This is a genomic window from Mycobacterium sp. NGS40 (assembly GCF_059812735.1).
Genome location: NZ_JCALDG010000002.1, coordinates 258,420 through 273,557, shown reverse-complemented (window position 1 = coordinate 273,557; position 15,138 = coordinate 258,420). Strand labels below are relative to the sequence as shown.

12 protein-coding genes and 1 tRNA gene are annotated in these 15,138 nt (G+C 66.0%); 7 read left to right on the top strand and 6 right to left on the bottom strand.

Annotated features, from left to right (window positions below; all coding sequences use genetic code 11):
- Nucleotides 1-13: 13 nt before the first annotated feature.
- A complete protein-coding gene (locus AC5Y5O_RS04765; protein WP_500023978.1) occupies nt 14-424 on the top strand; it encodes a YchJ family protein in 411 nt (136 codons plus the stop codon).
- A 58-nt stretch (nt 425-482) separates the two neighbouring features.
- On the top strand, nt 483-1,628 hold the full coding sequence (locus tag AC5Y5O_RS04760) for a zinc-binding dehydrogenase (protein ID WP_500023976.1): 1,146 nt from the start codon (nt 483-485) through the stop codon (nt 1,626-1,628).
- An 8-nt stretch (nt 1,629-1,636) separates the two neighbouring features.
- Here the strand turns inward: AC5Y5O_RS04760 and AC5Y5O_RS04755 are convergent.
- A tRNA-Cys gene (locus tag AC5Y5O_RS04755) sits at nt 1,637-1,707 on the bottom strand.
- A 104-nt stretch (nt 1,708-1,811) separates the two neighbouring features.
- Here AC5Y5O_RS04755 and AC5Y5O_RS04750 point away from each other — a divergent pair.
- Nucleotides 1,812-2,867, top strand: a complete 1,056-nt coding sequence (locus AC5Y5O_RS04750; RefSeq protein ID WP_500023974.1) for an alpha/beta hydrolase fold domain-containing protein — start codon at nt 1,812-1,814, stop codon at nt 2,865-2,867.
- A 96-nt stretch (nt 2,868-2,963) separates the two neighbouring features.
- On the opposite strand, the gene AC5Y5O_RS04745 is transcribed toward AC5Y5O_RS04750, so the two are convergent.
- Together AC5Y5O_RS04745 and AC5Y5O_RS04740 are read right to left on the bottom strand one after the other, a co-directional pair.
- Nucleotides 2,964-4,370, bottom strand: coding sequence for an aldehyde dehydrogenase family protein (locus AC5Y5O_RS04745; protein ID WP_500023972.1), 1,407 nt, complete (start codon nt 4,368-4,370; stop codon nt 2,964-2,966).
- Nucleotides 4,371-4,447: 77 nt separating this feature from the next.
- Entirely contained in the window at nt 4,448-5,377 is a 930-nt protein-coding gene (locus AC5Y5O_RS04740) for a LacI family DNA-binding transcriptional regulator (RefSeq protein WP_096291247.1), read from the bottom strand.
- Between the two features lie 316 nt (nt 5,378-5,693).
- On the opposite strand from AC5Y5O_RS04740, the gene AC5Y5O_RS04735 reads away from it, so the two are divergent.
- From AC5Y5O_RS04735 to AC5Y5O_RS04725, 3 genes are all read left to right on the top strand, one after another.
- On the top strand, nt 5,694-6,497 hold the full coding sequence (locus tag AC5Y5O_RS04735) for a lytic transglycosylase domain-containing protein (RefSeq protein ID WP_500024129.1): 804 nt from the start codon (nt 5,694-5,696) through the stop codon (nt 6,495-6,497).
- 179 nt (nt 6,498-6,676) lie between these two features.
- Entirely contained in the window at nt 6,677-10,813 is a 4,137-nt protein-coding gene (locus AC5Y5O_RS04730) for a SpoIIE family protein phosphatase (protein WP_500023971.1), read from the top strand.
- Entirely contained in the window at nt 10,813-11,139 is a 327-nt protein-coding gene (locus tag AC5Y5O_RS04725) for an STAS domain-containing protein (RefSeq protein ID WP_096288965.1), read from the top strand. The genes AC5Y5O_RS04730 and AC5Y5O_RS04725 overlap by 1 nt, the downstream gene beginning before the upstream one ends.
- A gap of 51 nt (nt 11,140-11,190) precedes the next feature.
- Here AC5Y5O_RS04725 and AC5Y5O_RS04720 read toward each other — a convergent pair whose 3' ends face one another.
- Complete coding sequence (locus AC5Y5O_RS04720) at nt 11,191-11,892, bottom strand: Type 1 glutamine amidotransferase-like domain-containing protein (protein WP_096288963.1); 702 nt, start codon at nt 11,890-11,892, stop codon at nt 11,191-11,193.
- Nucleotides 11,893-12,190: 298 nt separating this feature from the next.
- Between AC5Y5O_RS04720 and AC5Y5O_RS04715 the strand changes: the two genes are divergently transcribed.
- The gene (locus tag AC5Y5O_RS04715; RefSeq protein ID WP_243394107.1) at nt 12,191-13,792 is read left to right on the top strand and encodes an MFS transporter; all 1,602 of its coding nucleotides are present in this window, start codon (nt 12,191-12,193) and stop codon (nt 13,790-13,792) included.
- 36 nt (nt 13,793-13,828) lie between these two features.
- Here the strand turns inward: AC5Y5O_RS04715 and AC5Y5O_RS04710 are convergent, their stop codons facing one another.
- Both AC5Y5O_RS04710 and AC5Y5O_RS04705 read right to left on the bottom strand, forming a co-directional pair.
- Nucleotides 13,829-14,368, bottom strand: a complete 540-nt coding sequence (locus AC5Y5O_RS04710; RefSeq protein ID WP_500023970.1) for a GNAT family N-acetyltransferase — start codon at nt 14,366-14,368, stop codon at nt 13,829-13,831.
- A 264-nt stretch (nt 14,369-14,632) separates the two neighbouring features.
- Nucleotides 14,633-14,794: a hypothetical protein gene (locus AC5Y5O_RS04705; RefSeq protein WP_165796427.1), complete on the bottom strand. Its 162-nt coding sequence runs from the start codon at nt 14,792-14,794 to the stop codon at nt 14,633-14,635.
- Nucleotides 14,795-15,138: the final 344 nt, after the last annotated feature.

Sequence of the window (15,138 nt, the reverse complement as noted above, 5' to 3'; positions counted from 1 at the left end):
CAGGCTTGATGACGTGGACGAATTCCTCGGGCCGGCGTGCCCGTGCGGCAGTGGTGATGGCTATCGCGGGTGCTGCGGGCCGCTGCACGACGGCGAGTCGCAGGCACGATCGGCCGAGGAACTGATGCGGTCACGGTATTCGGCATTCGCCTGTGGAGACGCCGCTTATCTGTTTCGTACCTGGCATCCGCGAACTCGGCCGGCCGACGTGACCGTCGACCCGGGCATCACCTGGACGGGTCTCGAGGTGATCGATACCGTCGCGGGTGGTCCCGACGACGATCGCGGTGAGGTCGAGTTCAACGCCCAGTTCGAATCCGGGGGCCGCGCCGACCGCTTGCATGAGCGCAGTCGCTTCGAGCGCCGCGCCGGCCGGTGGTTTTACCTCGACGCCGTTTCAGACCGCGCGGCGGAAGATGTGTAGCCGCCTTTCGCGTTGACACGCTGTAAGGCTGACCGACAACAGAAATGAGGCACCGCCCATGACCGCAGATCTACCTGGCGAAGCACTGGAGCTGCGTTCGCTGGTGACCTCCGATGGCACGCTCGAACTTTCGTTGCACGAGCTACCCGTCCCGACGCCCGGCGCCAGCGAGGTGCTGGTGCGAGTGGAGGCCTCGCCGATCAACCCGTCGGATCTGGGTCTTCTGGTTGCCAGCGCCGACATGACCAAGGCCGCGGTGACGGGCACGCCCGAACGCCCCGTGGTCACCGCCTCCCTCGGCGAGGGCGCCCTGGGTGCGCTGTCGGCGCGACTCGACAAGTCGCTTCCGGTGGGCAACGAAGGCGCGGGCACCGTTGTGGCCGCGGGGTCCTCGGACGCGGCCCAGGCGCTCGTTGGAAAAACCGTGGCGATCGCGGGCGGCGCGATGTACTCGCAATATCGAGCGGTCGACGCGTCGGCTTGTCTGGTCCTGCCCGAGGGGGCCACGGCCCGCGACGGCGCGTCGTCGTTCGTCAACCCGATGACGGCATTGGGAATGACGGAAACCATGCGCCGCGAAGGACATTCGGGCCTCGTACACACCGCCGCGGCGTCGAACCTGGGACAAATGCTGGTCAAGCTCTGCCTGAAAGACGGGATACCGCTGGTCAATATCGTCCGCAAACCCGAGCAAGAGGAGCTGCTGCGCTCACTCGGCGCAACCCATGTCCTCAACTCCTCCACGCCCTCATTCGGCACCGACCTTGTCGAGGCCCTCAAAGAGACGTCCGCGACACTTGCGTTCGATGCCACCGGCGGTGGCACGTTGGCCAGCCAGATCCTCAACGGCATGGAGAAGGCAGCCAATGCGACCGCGGCGGAGTATTCGCGCTACGGGTCGAACGTCCACAAGCAGGTGTACATCTACGGCGCGCTGGATACGAGCCCCACGGTTCTCACGAGGAGCTTCGGCATGGCGTGGGGCGTCGGAGGGTGGCTGCTGACGCCGTTCATTCAGCGCGTCGGCGCGGAGACCTTTGGCCGGTTGCGCGCACGGGTGGCCGCCGAGCTCACGACGACGTTCGCGAGCAACTACACCCGAGAGGTTTCGCTCGCCGGGATGCTGCAGCCTGACGCGTTCAACGAATACGTCAAGCGAGCTACCGGTGAGAAGTTCCTCGTGACGCCGCAGGCGCGGCCCTGAATCCGCGGAGCGAGTGACGGGATTCGAACCCGTGTGTACGGCTTTGCAGGCCGCTGCCTAGCCGCTCAGCCACACCCGCATGAGTGGTCACGATGCCAGCGCGGGCGGCTAGGGCCCAGTGTTTCGCTCGCCCCGATCATTTCGGTCTAGCGGCGGCGCGGCGGACGACAGTAAGGTCGCAAAATGGCCAACGGTCGCCTCGCTGATCCGGATTGTTGTCTGCGAACCGAGCCTCGGGCGGACCCGCGAATGGTCGACGCTCTTGCGCCGGTCGGTCTCGACGACAACGCGCCGACGGTGGCACTGACACGTGATGCGCCACTCGAGGACCTGCTGGCCTATGCCGCGATGGCCGAGGAGGGGATGGGCGCCGTTCTCGGCCTTTTCGCGGCAGGTGTTCCGGACGCGGACGGCGTGACCACGACGGCCACCACGATCAGCGGCGAGGACGGCAACGATGTGACGCTCTACGTCAGCCGCCCCGCTGCGGATGGCCCATTGCCTGCCGTGGTGCACCTGCACGGTGGCGGCATGGCCATCGCCAGCGCCGCCGACGCAACGTACACGCGGCTGCGCGAGTACATCGCGGGCACCGGCCTTGTCGTTGTCGGGGTCGAGTTCCGCAACTCCGGCGGCAAACTCGGCCCACACCCCTTTCCCGCCGGGTTGAACGACTGCGCAGCCGGCGTTCGTTGGGTGGCATCGCATCGCGCAGAGCTCGGCGTCAGCCACCTGGTCGTCGCGGGCGAGTCCGGCGGCGGCAATCTCACTCTGACCGTGGCGCACAAAGCGAAACGCGAGGGATGGCTGCACGAAATCGCGGGCTTCTATGCGCAGTGCCCGTTCATCTCCAACCGATGGCACGAACCCCCCGCGGAGTTGCCTTCGCTACGAGAATGCGACGGCTACTTCATCAGTCTTCAACAGCTGGAGCTACTGGGTTCGCTGTACGACCCCGACAGTGAGAACTCGAACGACCCCACCTGTTTCGCCGGCGTCGCGACCGACGAGGATCTGAATGGCCTTCCGCCACATGTGATCTCGGTGAACGAACTTGACCCGTTGCGCGACGAGGGACTGGATTACTACCGCCGTCTGGTGCGCGCGGGTGTACCCACCGTGGGCCGGTTGGTCGCGGGCACCTGTCACGGCGGCGATCTGATATTCGCGGGTGCGATGCCCGAGGTTTTCGTGTCCAGCATCCGCGATCTCAGCGGCTTCGCCAAGAGCCTCGCCTAAGCGGCCCAGGGCCGACCCGCGAGCGTAACGCCAGGGTGGAAAATCGGCCCGGTTTCCCGCGTGACGTTACGCTCGCGGGAGCCGGCCTAGCCCCCGTCAGAGGCCGATGTAGACCGCCTTGGTGTTGAAGTAGGCTTCGATGCCCTTGCGGCCCCGCTCGCCACCCCAACCCGACTGCTTGTGGCCGCTGATCGGCATCGACGGGTCGGCTGCGAGCGAGGAGTTCACCCAAATCTGGCCTGCGCGAAGCTCATTGACGACGCGGTGGGCCCGGCTGAGGTTCTCGGTCCAGATCGAGCCGGCCAACCCGTAGTGCGTGTCGTTCGCCGCGGCGAGCACCTCGTCCTCGTCGTCGAACGGGATCACACAGCCGACCGGCCCGAAGATCTCCTCCTTGATGAGGCGCATGTCGGGCGTGGTGTCGGTGACGATCGTCGCCTCATAGAAGTAGCCCTTGCGGTCCATCGGCTTGCCGCCGGTGATCACCTGCGCGCCGCCCGCGACCCCGTCGTTGACGATGCCCTCGACGCGCGTGCGCTGCTTGTCACTGATCAACGGCCCGAGCACGGAGTCGGGATCGTCGCTGCCGCCCATCGGCAGCATCTGCGCGAAGCCGGCGAGCCCTTCGACCACCTGGTCGTAGATGCCGCGCTGCACGTAGATGCGCGAGGTGCACGAGCAGTTCTGCCCCGAACCGGCCAGCAGGCCCATACCGGCTCCCATGATCGCCTTGTCGAGATTGGCGTCGTCGAACATGATCAGCGGCGACTTGCCGCCGAGCTCCAATGTCAGCCGCTTGAGATTGCCCGCCGCCGCCTTGACGATCAGCCGTCCGACCTCAGTCGATCCGGTGAACGAGATCTTGTCGATGTCCGGGTGTGCGGTCATCGCCGCGCCCGTCGTCTCGCCGTAGCCGGTGATGACGTTGAGGACACCGTCGGGCAGGCCCGCCTCGCGGAAGATCTCCTCGAGCTTCAGCGCGGTGAGCGGCGTCTCCTCGGCGGGCTTGAGAACCGCGCTGCAACCGGCCGCCAGGGCGGGCGCGACCTTGAGCATCGCGACGAAGAAGGGCCCATTCCACGGAATGATCAGGCCGACGACGCCGACCGGCTCGAGCTGGGTGAACGTGTGGTAGGTCTCCCAGGTGCCGAGGAGGCCGTCGGACACGAGGTTGGCCGACTCGCCGTGGATCTTGCCGACCCAGCCGGCGTAGTACTTCAGCATCTCGACCGCCACCGGGATGATGTGCCGCGCGGCGGTCAGGTTCATGCCGTTGTCTTGGCCTTCGAGCGCGGCGAGTTCGTCGGTGCGCTCCTCGATGATGCGAGCGGCGCGGAAGAGCACGTTCGCGCGGTGCGACGCGGGCGCCTTGCGCCACACCCCCGACTCGAAGGTCTCGCGCGCGCGGGCCACCGCCGCGTCGACGGCCGCCTGATCGGAATCGGGGACCTCGGTGATCAGCTCCTCGTTGGAGGGGTTGTAGACAGCTATGGCGTCAGTCAATGTTCCCGGCCCTTTGCTCGCGTGGCGTCGTTGCCCGACAGAGGTTACGCGCGTAACTAGTCAGTGTCCAGTACGGCTCAGGCGGATTCGCGGACGACCAGCGTTGCGATGTTCCGGGCAGCTGGACGGGGCTCGTCGGGCACGCCGAGCTCGGTCAACACCGCTGTCAGCGCCACCTCGGCGATCGCCGTGCGGTCGAACATGACCGTCGTCAGAGCGGGGACGCTGAAGGGCGACAGGGCGGTGGCGTCGACCCCGATGACCGCGAGGTCGTCGGGGCAACGCAGTCCGGCGCGCCGAATGCCGTCGAGCACCACGAAGGCCACTTCGTCGCTCTGTGCGCAGACCGCGGTGACGCCCGCGTCGTGCAAGTCGCGGACCGGTGCGGCGCTGTCGTCCGGCGTCAACGCGGTCACCACGACGTCGGGCAGACCGTGCTGGTGCGCCGCGCGCCGGACGCCGTCGATCCAGTAGTCGCCAAGAGCGCGCCATCGGCGATCGCCGGAGTAGGCAAATCCGAGGTTGCGATGACCCCGGGAGACGAGATGGTCGACACGCAGCTGTCCGACCGAATACTGCGGGTCGCCGAGCCCCGGCAGGGTGTGCACGCAGATATGGGGGATGGCTGCATCCTTCACGGCGCCAGATGCCTTGCGGCCCAAGGGGAAAAGACTCGTCACAGCGATCGGTTGGAGATGATTGATGGCGTCGGCGACCGCGTCGTCGTGTTCGGTCTCGAACAGCTGGACCTGCATGATGCCGCGGCGGGTCAACTCGGTGGTCATGTGCGTGCCCACCTGCATGGGCATCTCACCGCCGGCGAGCTGCGGCACGATGTACAAGATCACCCCGCTTTTCCCGCGGGCCAGGTTGCGGGCGGCAAGGTTGGGCCGGTACCCCAGTTCGGCTGCGGCACTGTGCACCGCGGCGCGCGTCTGCGCCGAGATGGTCCGCCCGACCGAGTTATTCAGTACGTAGCTGACCGTCGCGGTCGACACGTTCGCCATGCGCGCGACGTCGGCCTTGGTGGGTCTGCCCTTCACGCTCAGATCGACCTCCCAGCCAGCCGTCTTGTGTGACGACTCAGATTACGTCGACCGAGGCGCGCTTCCTGCGCATTCGCTCTGCCCGCGGGTTCGGACACCCATTGAAGTCATGCGGGCTTATGCGAAAGACTCGGTGCGGGCCAACCAGTCGCAGGGCTTCACGTAATCGTTGGTGGTGGACGCAATGAACCGCAGACATGGGTGCGCCGCGCCGCTGGCTCTGGCGGTGATCGTGGTCGCAATCGTCGCAGGTGGGCGGGCGGTGGCGGCACCGGCGATGTTCGCCGAGGCGCCGGGTGTGCCACTCGGCGTGCAGCCGCAGCTGGCATCCGACCCAGCGCAGCTGGCCAAAGATCTCGTCGCTGACGAACTCGCGCTGCGCGACCAAGCGACGCCGGAGTCAGCGCTCGCCGCGGCGGCGCATCGCGAGCAGGCGGCCTACCGGGCCATCGGACGGCATCCGGAATGGGATGCGACCGTCCGGCCACTAGTCCCGGCGTCGTTGATCGATGTCTACGACCGCAACGTCGACGCCCGTCGACAGCTTCAGGCGATGGCGCAAGTGCGGGACACGGTGCCGGCTTGGCGGATCGACCCGCCGGCTCCGCCCGACGAGCTGATGGGTTACTACCGCGCGGCAGAGGCGGAATCGGGTGTCGGCTGGAACTACCTGGCCGCGATCAACCTGGTCGAGACGCGTTTCGGCAGCATCAACGGCGTAAGCACTGCCGGCGCCCAGGGTCCCATGCAGTTCTTGCCGTCGACGTTCGCGTCGTACGGCCAGGGCGGTGACGTCAATTCGCCGCACGACAGCATCATGGCAGCAGCCCGGATGCTCAACGCCAACGGATTTGCCAACGACCGCGATCGCGCCGTCTACAGCTACAACCACGCACACCAATACGTGCAGGCGGTCGACGACTACGCCGCGTTGATCGGGGCCGATCCCGCGGCGTTTGCCACCTTCTACCGCTGGGACGTCTATTACGTCACGACCGCCGGCGACGTGTTGCTGCCCGTCGGTTACGCCGCGTCGGCACCGATCCGCGTCGCGGACTATCTGGCCGACCACGCGCAGTAGCCGCGCGAGTGCAAACCGGATAGTCGACTTAACCGAACCCGCCCGCCCGGGCAAACGTCACAATTGTGGACTATCCAGCGAAAAAGTGGCGACGAGACGTCGGGGAATGGTTGTCTTGAGGGAGCCGCTACGGGCAGCGGTTAGGCGACCGTCTCTGGGTCTGAGCACATTCGGAAGGGATGTCAGTGGTTTTCCGGGCAGACCAGGAGATTGGCCTCGATCTGGCCGCCGTCGACTGGGCGGCCACCCCGCTCGGGCCAGTCGAAGATTGGCCGCAAAGCCTCCGTACGGCCGTCAGCATCCTGCTGTCATCCCGATTCTCGATGTGGATGGCGTGGGGCCCGGAGTTGACCTTCTTCTGCAACGCCGCCTATCGCCGCGACACCCTGGGCCGCAAGTACCCCTGGGCGCTGGGCCGCCCCGCCAGCGAGGTGTGGGCCGAGATCTGGGACGACATCGGTCCGCGGATCGCGAGCGTGTTGGTGACCGGCGAGCCCACTTGGGACGAGGGTTTGCTACTGATCATCGAGCGGTCGGGATACCCCGAGGAGTCGTATCACACGTTCTCCTACAGCGCGCTGCGCGACGAGGACGCCAGCATCGTCGGGATGCTCTGCGTGGTGCGGGAAGACACCGATCGGGTGATCGCTCAGCGTCGGATGGCGACGCTGCGCGACCTGGGCTCGGATCCGAGCGTCGTGCGGACCGAACGTCAGATGCTGGACCACGCCGCCCGACAACTCGCGAACAACCCGTACGACCTCCCCTTCACGATGACCTATCTGTTCGGTGAGCACGGCGAGGCACTGCTGGCCGGGGTCAGCGGAATCGAGCCCGGGCATCCCGCGGCGCCGCAAGTGCTTCCCGCCGGCGGCCTTTCCGACTGGCCCACGGAAATGTTGGCGCAGGGCACAACCCAACTGATCGACCTCGACAACGAAGCACAGGATCTGCCCACCGGCGCCTGGACGGAACCACCCGCACAGGCGCTCGTGGTGCCGCTCCTACAGCAGGGCGGGGATCCAGTCGGCTTCCTCGTGGCCGGGCTGAATCGGTACCGCCAGTTCGACGACGGCTACCGCGGCTTCGTCGAGCTCGTGGCCGGCTACATCGCCGGAGGGATCGGCAGCGCGCGCAGCTATCGGGCTCAGCAACAGCGGGCCGAGGAGCTGGCCGAACTCGACCGGGCGAAGACGGCGTTCTTCTCCAACGTCAGCCACGAATTCCGCACTCCGCTCGCGTTGATCCTCGGACCGGTCGACGAGTTGCGCGGCCGGACAGCCGGGTTGGACGAGCAGGCCCGCCAGGAGCTGGAACTGGTGCACCGCAACGGTTTACGGCTGGCCAAGCTCGTCAACACGCTGCTGGACTTCTCCCGTATCGAGGCGGGGCGGATGCGCGCCCGATTCGAGCCCGTCGACTTGTCAACTGTCACAGCTGATTTGGCCAGCGTGTTCCGCTCGGCCATCGACCGGGCCGGCGTGGCGTTCACGGTGGACTGCCCGCCGCTCGACGAACCGGTCTATCTGGATCACGAGATGTGGGAGAAGGTGATCCTCAACCTGCTCTCCAATGCGTTGAAGTTCACCTTCGAGGGGACCATCAGGGTCGCGGTGAGCCGCGATGACACCGATGCCGTCGTCACGGTGTCCGACACCGGGGTCGGGGTGCCCGCCGCCGAAATGCCCCGGCTCTTCGAGCGTTTCCACCGCGTCGAGAACGCGCGCGCCCGCTCCACCGAAGGCAGCGGAATCGGGCTGGCTTTGGTCAAAGAACTCGTCGGGCTACACGGCGGCAGCATCTCGGTCGACAGTCAGGAGGGCGTCGGCACCACCTTCACCATCCGCTTGGCCTTCGGCTCGGCCCATCTGCCGAGCGACGAAGTCTCGACGCCACCGGCAGCTCGCACCACATCCGGCGTGATCGCGGAGCCCTTCGTACAGGAAGCCTTGCGCTGGCTGCCCCGCGACACCGGCGCCACAGCGTCCGACGCCGGCAGCACAGCGATGATGACCGCGGTCGCGCCCGCCGGGAAAGACGGCGAACGGACACACGTGTTGATCGCCGACGACAACGCCGATATGCGTGAATACCTGATCAGCCTGATGCAGACGTCCGGCTACCAGGTCACCGCCGTCACCGATGGACAGCAGGCGCTCGACGCCATCCGAGCGCAGGTTCCCGACCTCGTCATCAGCGATGTGATGATGCCCGGGCTGGATGGTCTGCAACTACTCTCGGCGCTGCGCGGTGACCCCCGCACCGCGGCTTTACCGGTGCTGTTGCTATCGGCGCGCGCCGGACAAGAAGCGTCGATCGAAGGCTTGCTGGCCGGCGCCGACGACTATCTCGTCAAGCCGTTCGCCGCCGCCGAGCTGCTGGCCAGGGTGCGCGCCAACGTCGAGTTGTCGCGGTTGCGCAGCCACCACAACCGGTGGCGCACCGCCCTGGTGGATTCGCTGCAGGAGGGATTCTTCGTCTGCGACGAACAGGGTGCCGTCATCGAGATCAATGCCGCGTTCAGCGAGCTCATGGGCTACGGCCCCGAACAGCTGCCCTATGACGCGCCCCACCCGTGGTGGCCGGACGCCGAGACCAGCCCGGAAGCCCACCGCCAAGTTGCGGGGGTCTTCCAACAGCTACTGAACGAGACCCAAGGCGCGTTCACCGCGCCGGTGGTCCACCGGGACGGGCACCGGCTGTGGGTGGCGGCGAACTTCAACCACGTCGAAGACCCGGACACCGGCCGCCGAATCATGGTGGGCACCCTGCGTGACATCACCACCGAGCACTACATCGTGCAGAGTCAGCTCGCCCTGGCTGCGCTGAACCAGCAACTGGCACAAGCGGATACGCTCGACGACACGCTGCAGGGCGCGGTCGGAGAGCTACGCCAGACCTGGAATGCGCGCCGCGTTCTGGCTGCGACGTTTGCTCGCGACGCTCCCCAGGACGACACGCCTGCGCTCGTGTGCGCCGGTGAACCGTGTAACTGGGACGAACTGCCGCCGGGTCACCGGCTGTTGATCGAGTCGCTGCGCGATTCCGATCTGCTGACCACGGTCGCCGAAGAGCCTGGCACAGCGGGCATCTCGCTGCAGCATCCCCGCGGAGTGCTCGTCGTGTGGATCGACTTATCGGAGCAACGCCCGTTCACCTCCGAGGATCACAACCTGCTGAAGGTCTTGGGCGGGCGGCTCAGCCAAGGTCTGCACCGCGTCTATCGGTTGGACGAGCAACGCGAGACCGCGCTGGCGCTGCAACACGCGATGCTCGGTCCGACGAATTTGCCGGGAGGTTTTGCGGTGCGGTATCACCCGGCCAGCCATCCGCTGCAGGTTGGCGGTGACTGGTACGACGTGGTCGATCTCGACGACGGGCGGGTTGCGTTGATCGTCGGCGACTGCGTCGGCCACGGGCTGGCCGCAGCGACGGTGATGGGTCAGCTTCGCAGCGCGTGTCGTGCGCTGCTGCTTGACCGGCCCGGTCCCAGTGCGGTCCTCGCCGGTTTGGACCGCTTCGCCGCGCGTCTGCCCGGTGCCCGTTGCACCACCGCATTCTGCGCCGTGCTCACCCTCGACACCGGAGAGTTGGTGTACTCCAACGCGGGTCACCCGCCGCCGATCATGGTGCACGCCAATGGAACCAGCGAGCAGCTCGATGGTGAACATGGGCTTCCCCTGGGGCTGCGTCCGGAGTGGTCGCGGCCCGAAATTCGCGTGACGATGCCGCCGCGATCGACGTTATTGCTCTACACCGATGGTCTGGTCGAACGCCGCGGCCATTCGATCGACGAAGGCATCGCCAGTGCGACGGATCTGATTCAGGTCGGCCGGGCCCAGTCGCTTGACGAGGTGGCAGACGATCTCATGGTCGGGCTCGAACCTGGTGGCGGCTATTCGGACGACGTGGCCATGTTGCTCTATCGGCAGCCTGCGCCCTTGTCGATGAAATTCGCCGCCGATGTCGATCACCTCGCGCCGAGCCGTGAAGCGTTGCGCGGCTGGCTGACCCAGGTAGGTGTCGAGCCCGACCAAATCACCTATCTGCTCACCGCTGTTGGGGAAGCCGTCGCCAACGCCATCGAACACGGCTACCGCGACCAACGCGAGGGCACCGTCTCGTTGCGCGCGACCGCGGTCGTCGACGCACTGCACGTGACCGTCTCCGACGGCGGCACCTGGAAGACACCCCGCACCATCCCTGGAGCCAACCGGGGCCGCGGCATCGCCTTGATGCGAGGTCTGGTGGAGGACATCACGATTCGCTCCACCGAGGCCGGCACCACAGTTCACTTGTACGCGAGGATCGCCTAATGCCCGCAGAGCTCACGCTGAACACCGACCACGGCCCCGACGGGACGCCCCGGGTGACCGCGACGGGGGAGATTGATCTCAGCAACGTCGCCCAGCTCGTCGAGGCACTCAACACCGCGAGCGCGGGGTCCCGAAGTCCGATCACCATCGATCTCAGCACCGTCAAGTACCTCGACAGCGCCGGAATCAACGCGCTTTTCGACCATGCCGACAAGGTGGACGGGCTGCATGTCGTCGTCCACCGCTTGCTGATTCGAGTCCTTACCATCACCGGCCTGGACAAGGTAGCGACCCTGGAAGCCGCACCAGCAGGCGACGACGGTTAGGAACCGAGTCCTCGCAACGGCTCAGTCGGTAGAGCCCGGGGAAAAGCGGCTTCACTCGGCCGCATCGGCAGGCAGCAGTGAGTGCGCGACGTGTGTGCCCTCGAAACGGAACTGGTGCGCAGGACGCCGTAGCGGCTCGATGGTGTTGTCGGTGTGCACGACGACTCCGCCCCCGGCAGGGATTCCCAGCCCCGTGGCCGCACCGCCGAGCGAGGCAATCGCGCGGGAAAGTCGCGCCCAGCCTTCCCGCTCGTCGTGGGTGTCGATAACCGCGGGGACGAGGTTGAACACCTCGAGCAATTCGGGTCTCGGAGTCTCGACGATTGCGTACTGTCCGAGCTGGACCGCGCCGGCTGATATGCCCACCAGGATCGCACCACGGGTATAGCGGTCCAGCAGCACATCTTTCATTCCGGTTTCCTCGAACGTCCTCCAGCCGAGAGGCACGTCGCCGCCCGCGAGGACGATCAGCTGCGCGCCTTCCAAGAAGGTGCGGTCGTCTGGTCCGAACGACGAATCGACCATGCGGCGGTCCGTGATTCCAATCGCATCCATCCCCGCCTCGAAGATGTCGTAGAACTCCGGACGGTCACCGTTGGAGGCCCCGATGTACGCCGCGCATAGTCGTGTGTCGCGAGCCAACCCGTGAAGTGCCGCCTCGAGCAGTGGGCGACCACGTCGCCGCCAGAACAGCAGCTGACTGTCCGCGAGCAGATACAGCGGTTGGCGCGGTTTCCGATCGGCCTCGGACATGAAATCACCCTATCGGCGAAATGCCCCCGCGCTCGGCTCGGTTTCCAGGCACCGCTTCGGTGCGCGTGCGGGCCGCGCGGCCACGACCAGAATCGTTGTCGCACAGGGAATACGGTGCAGCGCAAGTCGAGTTGGTGGTTACCGGCGGACCGACATTTGCCCGCGCATGGTGTTACGGGTGCATCCATGATGGGAGCGTTAGGTGTAGGTGTCCTAAACTTCTAATCCTTGATGGAACGTGCCAGTCAGCTTCGTCGCTGGCACTGGCCGAACAGAGGGGCTGTCGACCATCGACTGTGTGGTGATTCAGGACCAGGAGCGCAAACCGTCGACGTGGGCGCCCTTGCGCAACCGCGTGTACCGAGGCCTGTTCATCGCCCAGTTCGTCTCCAATATCGGAACGTGGATGCAGGCGGTGGCGGCGCAATGGTTCTTGGTGGAGAACCACAGTCCGGACGTCATCGTGGCACTGGTGCAGACGGCGAGTCTTGGGCCGACGCTGCTCCTGGGGTTGTTCGCCGGCGTGCTCGCCGATCTGTTCGACCGGCGTCGCCTCCTGATATTTCTGCAGACGTATGCCGTACTGGTGGCACTCGCGCTGGCCCTGCTGACGAACCTCGGCCGCCTCACCCCGACCGCACTCTTGATGTTTACCTTGGCCATCGGGTTCGCTTCCGCATTGACCGGACCGGCCTGGCAGGCGATTCAGCCCGAGGTTGTTCCGCGCGAGCAGATACCGGCGGTTTCGGTTTTGGGCAGCGTCTCCGCGAACTCCACCCGAGCTATTGGGCCGGCTATCGGCGGCATCGTCGTGGCCTGGCTCGGCCCCGCGGCGGTCTTCGCGATCAATGCGGTGTCGTTCTCGGCGATCATCGTCGCTTTGCGGGCGTGGAATCGGCCGAAGCAAATCGTGCCGATCGAGCGAGAACGCATCGGCCAGGCCATCATCACCGGGCTGCAATATGTCGAGAACAGTCCGATCTTTCGCAGGATCCTGTTGCGCACAGCCCTTTTCCTGTTTCCCGCGTCGGCCATACTCGCACTTTTGCCGGTTGCCGCCGCGCACACGTGGCACCTCGGCGCCGGTGGCTACGGTGTGGCGCTGGGGGCCATCGGTTTGGGTGCCATACTCGCCGTGATCGCTGCCGAACCGTTGCATGCACGAATTTCGGATAACCGGCTGCTGGCGATCTCTGCCGCGGCGTACGGCCTCGCGCCGGTAGCGGTGGTCTGGCTGCCATTCGGGGCCGCGATTCCGTTTCTGGTGCTGTCGGGGACGGCATGGCTGATCACTTTGACGACGTTGAACGCCGCAGCGCAACTGTCGCTGCCCCGATGGGTTCGGGCCCGCGGACTGTCGGTGTATCTGTTGGTCTCGACCGGATCTCAGGCGCTCGGTGCCTATATCTGGGGCCTGCTTGCCACCCGGTGGGGACTTGACGTCGCGATGCTGTGGTCGGCCGCAGTGCTGGGCGTTGCTGCCCTCAGCGTTGCCGTGCTGCCGCTGCGGCCGTGCACCGGGACGGAGAGTGTCGAGGTTTCCAGCGCCTGGCCGACACCGACGCTGGTGTTCGAACCGTGCCCACAAGATGGACCGGTGCTGGTGGCCGTCCGCTACCAGGTGCCGCCCGAGAACCTCGATGAGTTCATCGAAGCGATGCGGGACGTTAGGCAGTCACGGCTGCGGACGGGCGGCCACAGTTGGCGGCTCTATCACAGCGTCGAGGAACCCAACTCGTTCCTCGAGAGGTTCACCGTGACGTCCTGGAGCGAATTTGAGCGCCAACGCACGGAGCGATGGGTGGATGTCGATCATGACGGCGTCACGAGGGCGGTCAGCTACACCGTCGACAACACCCGGCGACACGAGTACTACGTCGCGTTGCGCACGCGCAAGTGAGACGGCTATGTGGCTGCGCCACAACATAATCGGCAATTATCCGAGCGTCGGGGGCGGTCCCAGCGGCTCGCCGGGGCCTAGATCGAGTTGCATCCACGCGACGTCGTGCCAGCGGTCGTTCTTGAAATAGACACGCGGCCAGGCGCCGATATCCTCGAACCCGAAGGATCGGTGAAATGCGTTGCTGATCTCGTTGGGTTGGGTGATACCGGCGAAGATGCGCCGGTATCCGCGATCGGCGAGCCGGTGCAGCACCTCGGCATAAAGTCTGCGTCCCCAACCCGCGCGGTGACGGTCGCCGCTGATGTAGATGCCCGTCTCGGCCGACCATTTGAAGGAAGGCAGGCTGATCAGCGCATGGCCGTAGGCGAAGCCGATGACCTGATCGTCATGTTCGAGGACGAGCCATTCGTGCGCCCGTTGGGCGCCGGCGATACGCGCCGCCATCTCGTCCGGGCTCGGTGCCTCGAGTTCCCAACTGATCAGCGTGTTCTCGACGTACGGCCGGTAGATCGCAACGCAGGCGGCTGCATCCTGCGGCGTAGCCGAACGCACAGTACCGCTGATTGCTTGCATGCCAGCAGTCTTGCAGCCGCTCGGTTTGCCTGCGAATCGCGGGTCCAGGTTTCGCTGCGTCGTCATCGGCGCACAAGACTTGCGATCACGCAAACGGCCGCCGGGTCATGGACCCGGCGGCCGTATCACGGTTTATCGCAGTATGCGTGCGACGGTGGTCTCCGCGTCGGCTCAATCGCCTGGGCGGAACGAACGTAGTGCAACTCCTACGCCCCACGAATACTCCGTGAGAGTTGAAGGGGCGCAGAGGAAAAAGTATGAGATTTAGCGGCCGCCGCCGGCACCGCCGCCGCGGCCACCACCGGCACCACCACCGCGTCCGCCGCCGGCACCGCCACCGCGGCCACCACCAGCGCCACCACCGCGTCCGCCGCCGGCGCCACCGCCGTGGCCGATGAACATTGTCTCGATGCTGTTGTTGATCATGACCCTTACCCTATCGCCGAATCAGGCATGGCGGCAATACGATTCACGGCGCGCATCGGCACCGGTCGGGAAGTGAACAGAGACCGCAATTCGGTTGAACACAAGGGGTGCGGGGCCGTGGCAGCGTCCGCTGTTCGCGTTGCTCGGGCCCTTTGAACCAGGATTGGGCGAGCCCACAGGTTACGAGGCTGCGAGGACCAAATGGGAGGCTCGAGAAGAAAATCAGGCGATCGACGTGGTTTGCTGTCATTCCTTGCGTGGCGGCCACCCCTCCAACCGGCTGCGCGTGAGATGGCGACGTCAACCTGACGAGCAGCCGAGGCAAAGTTCCGGGCAGCGCGGTA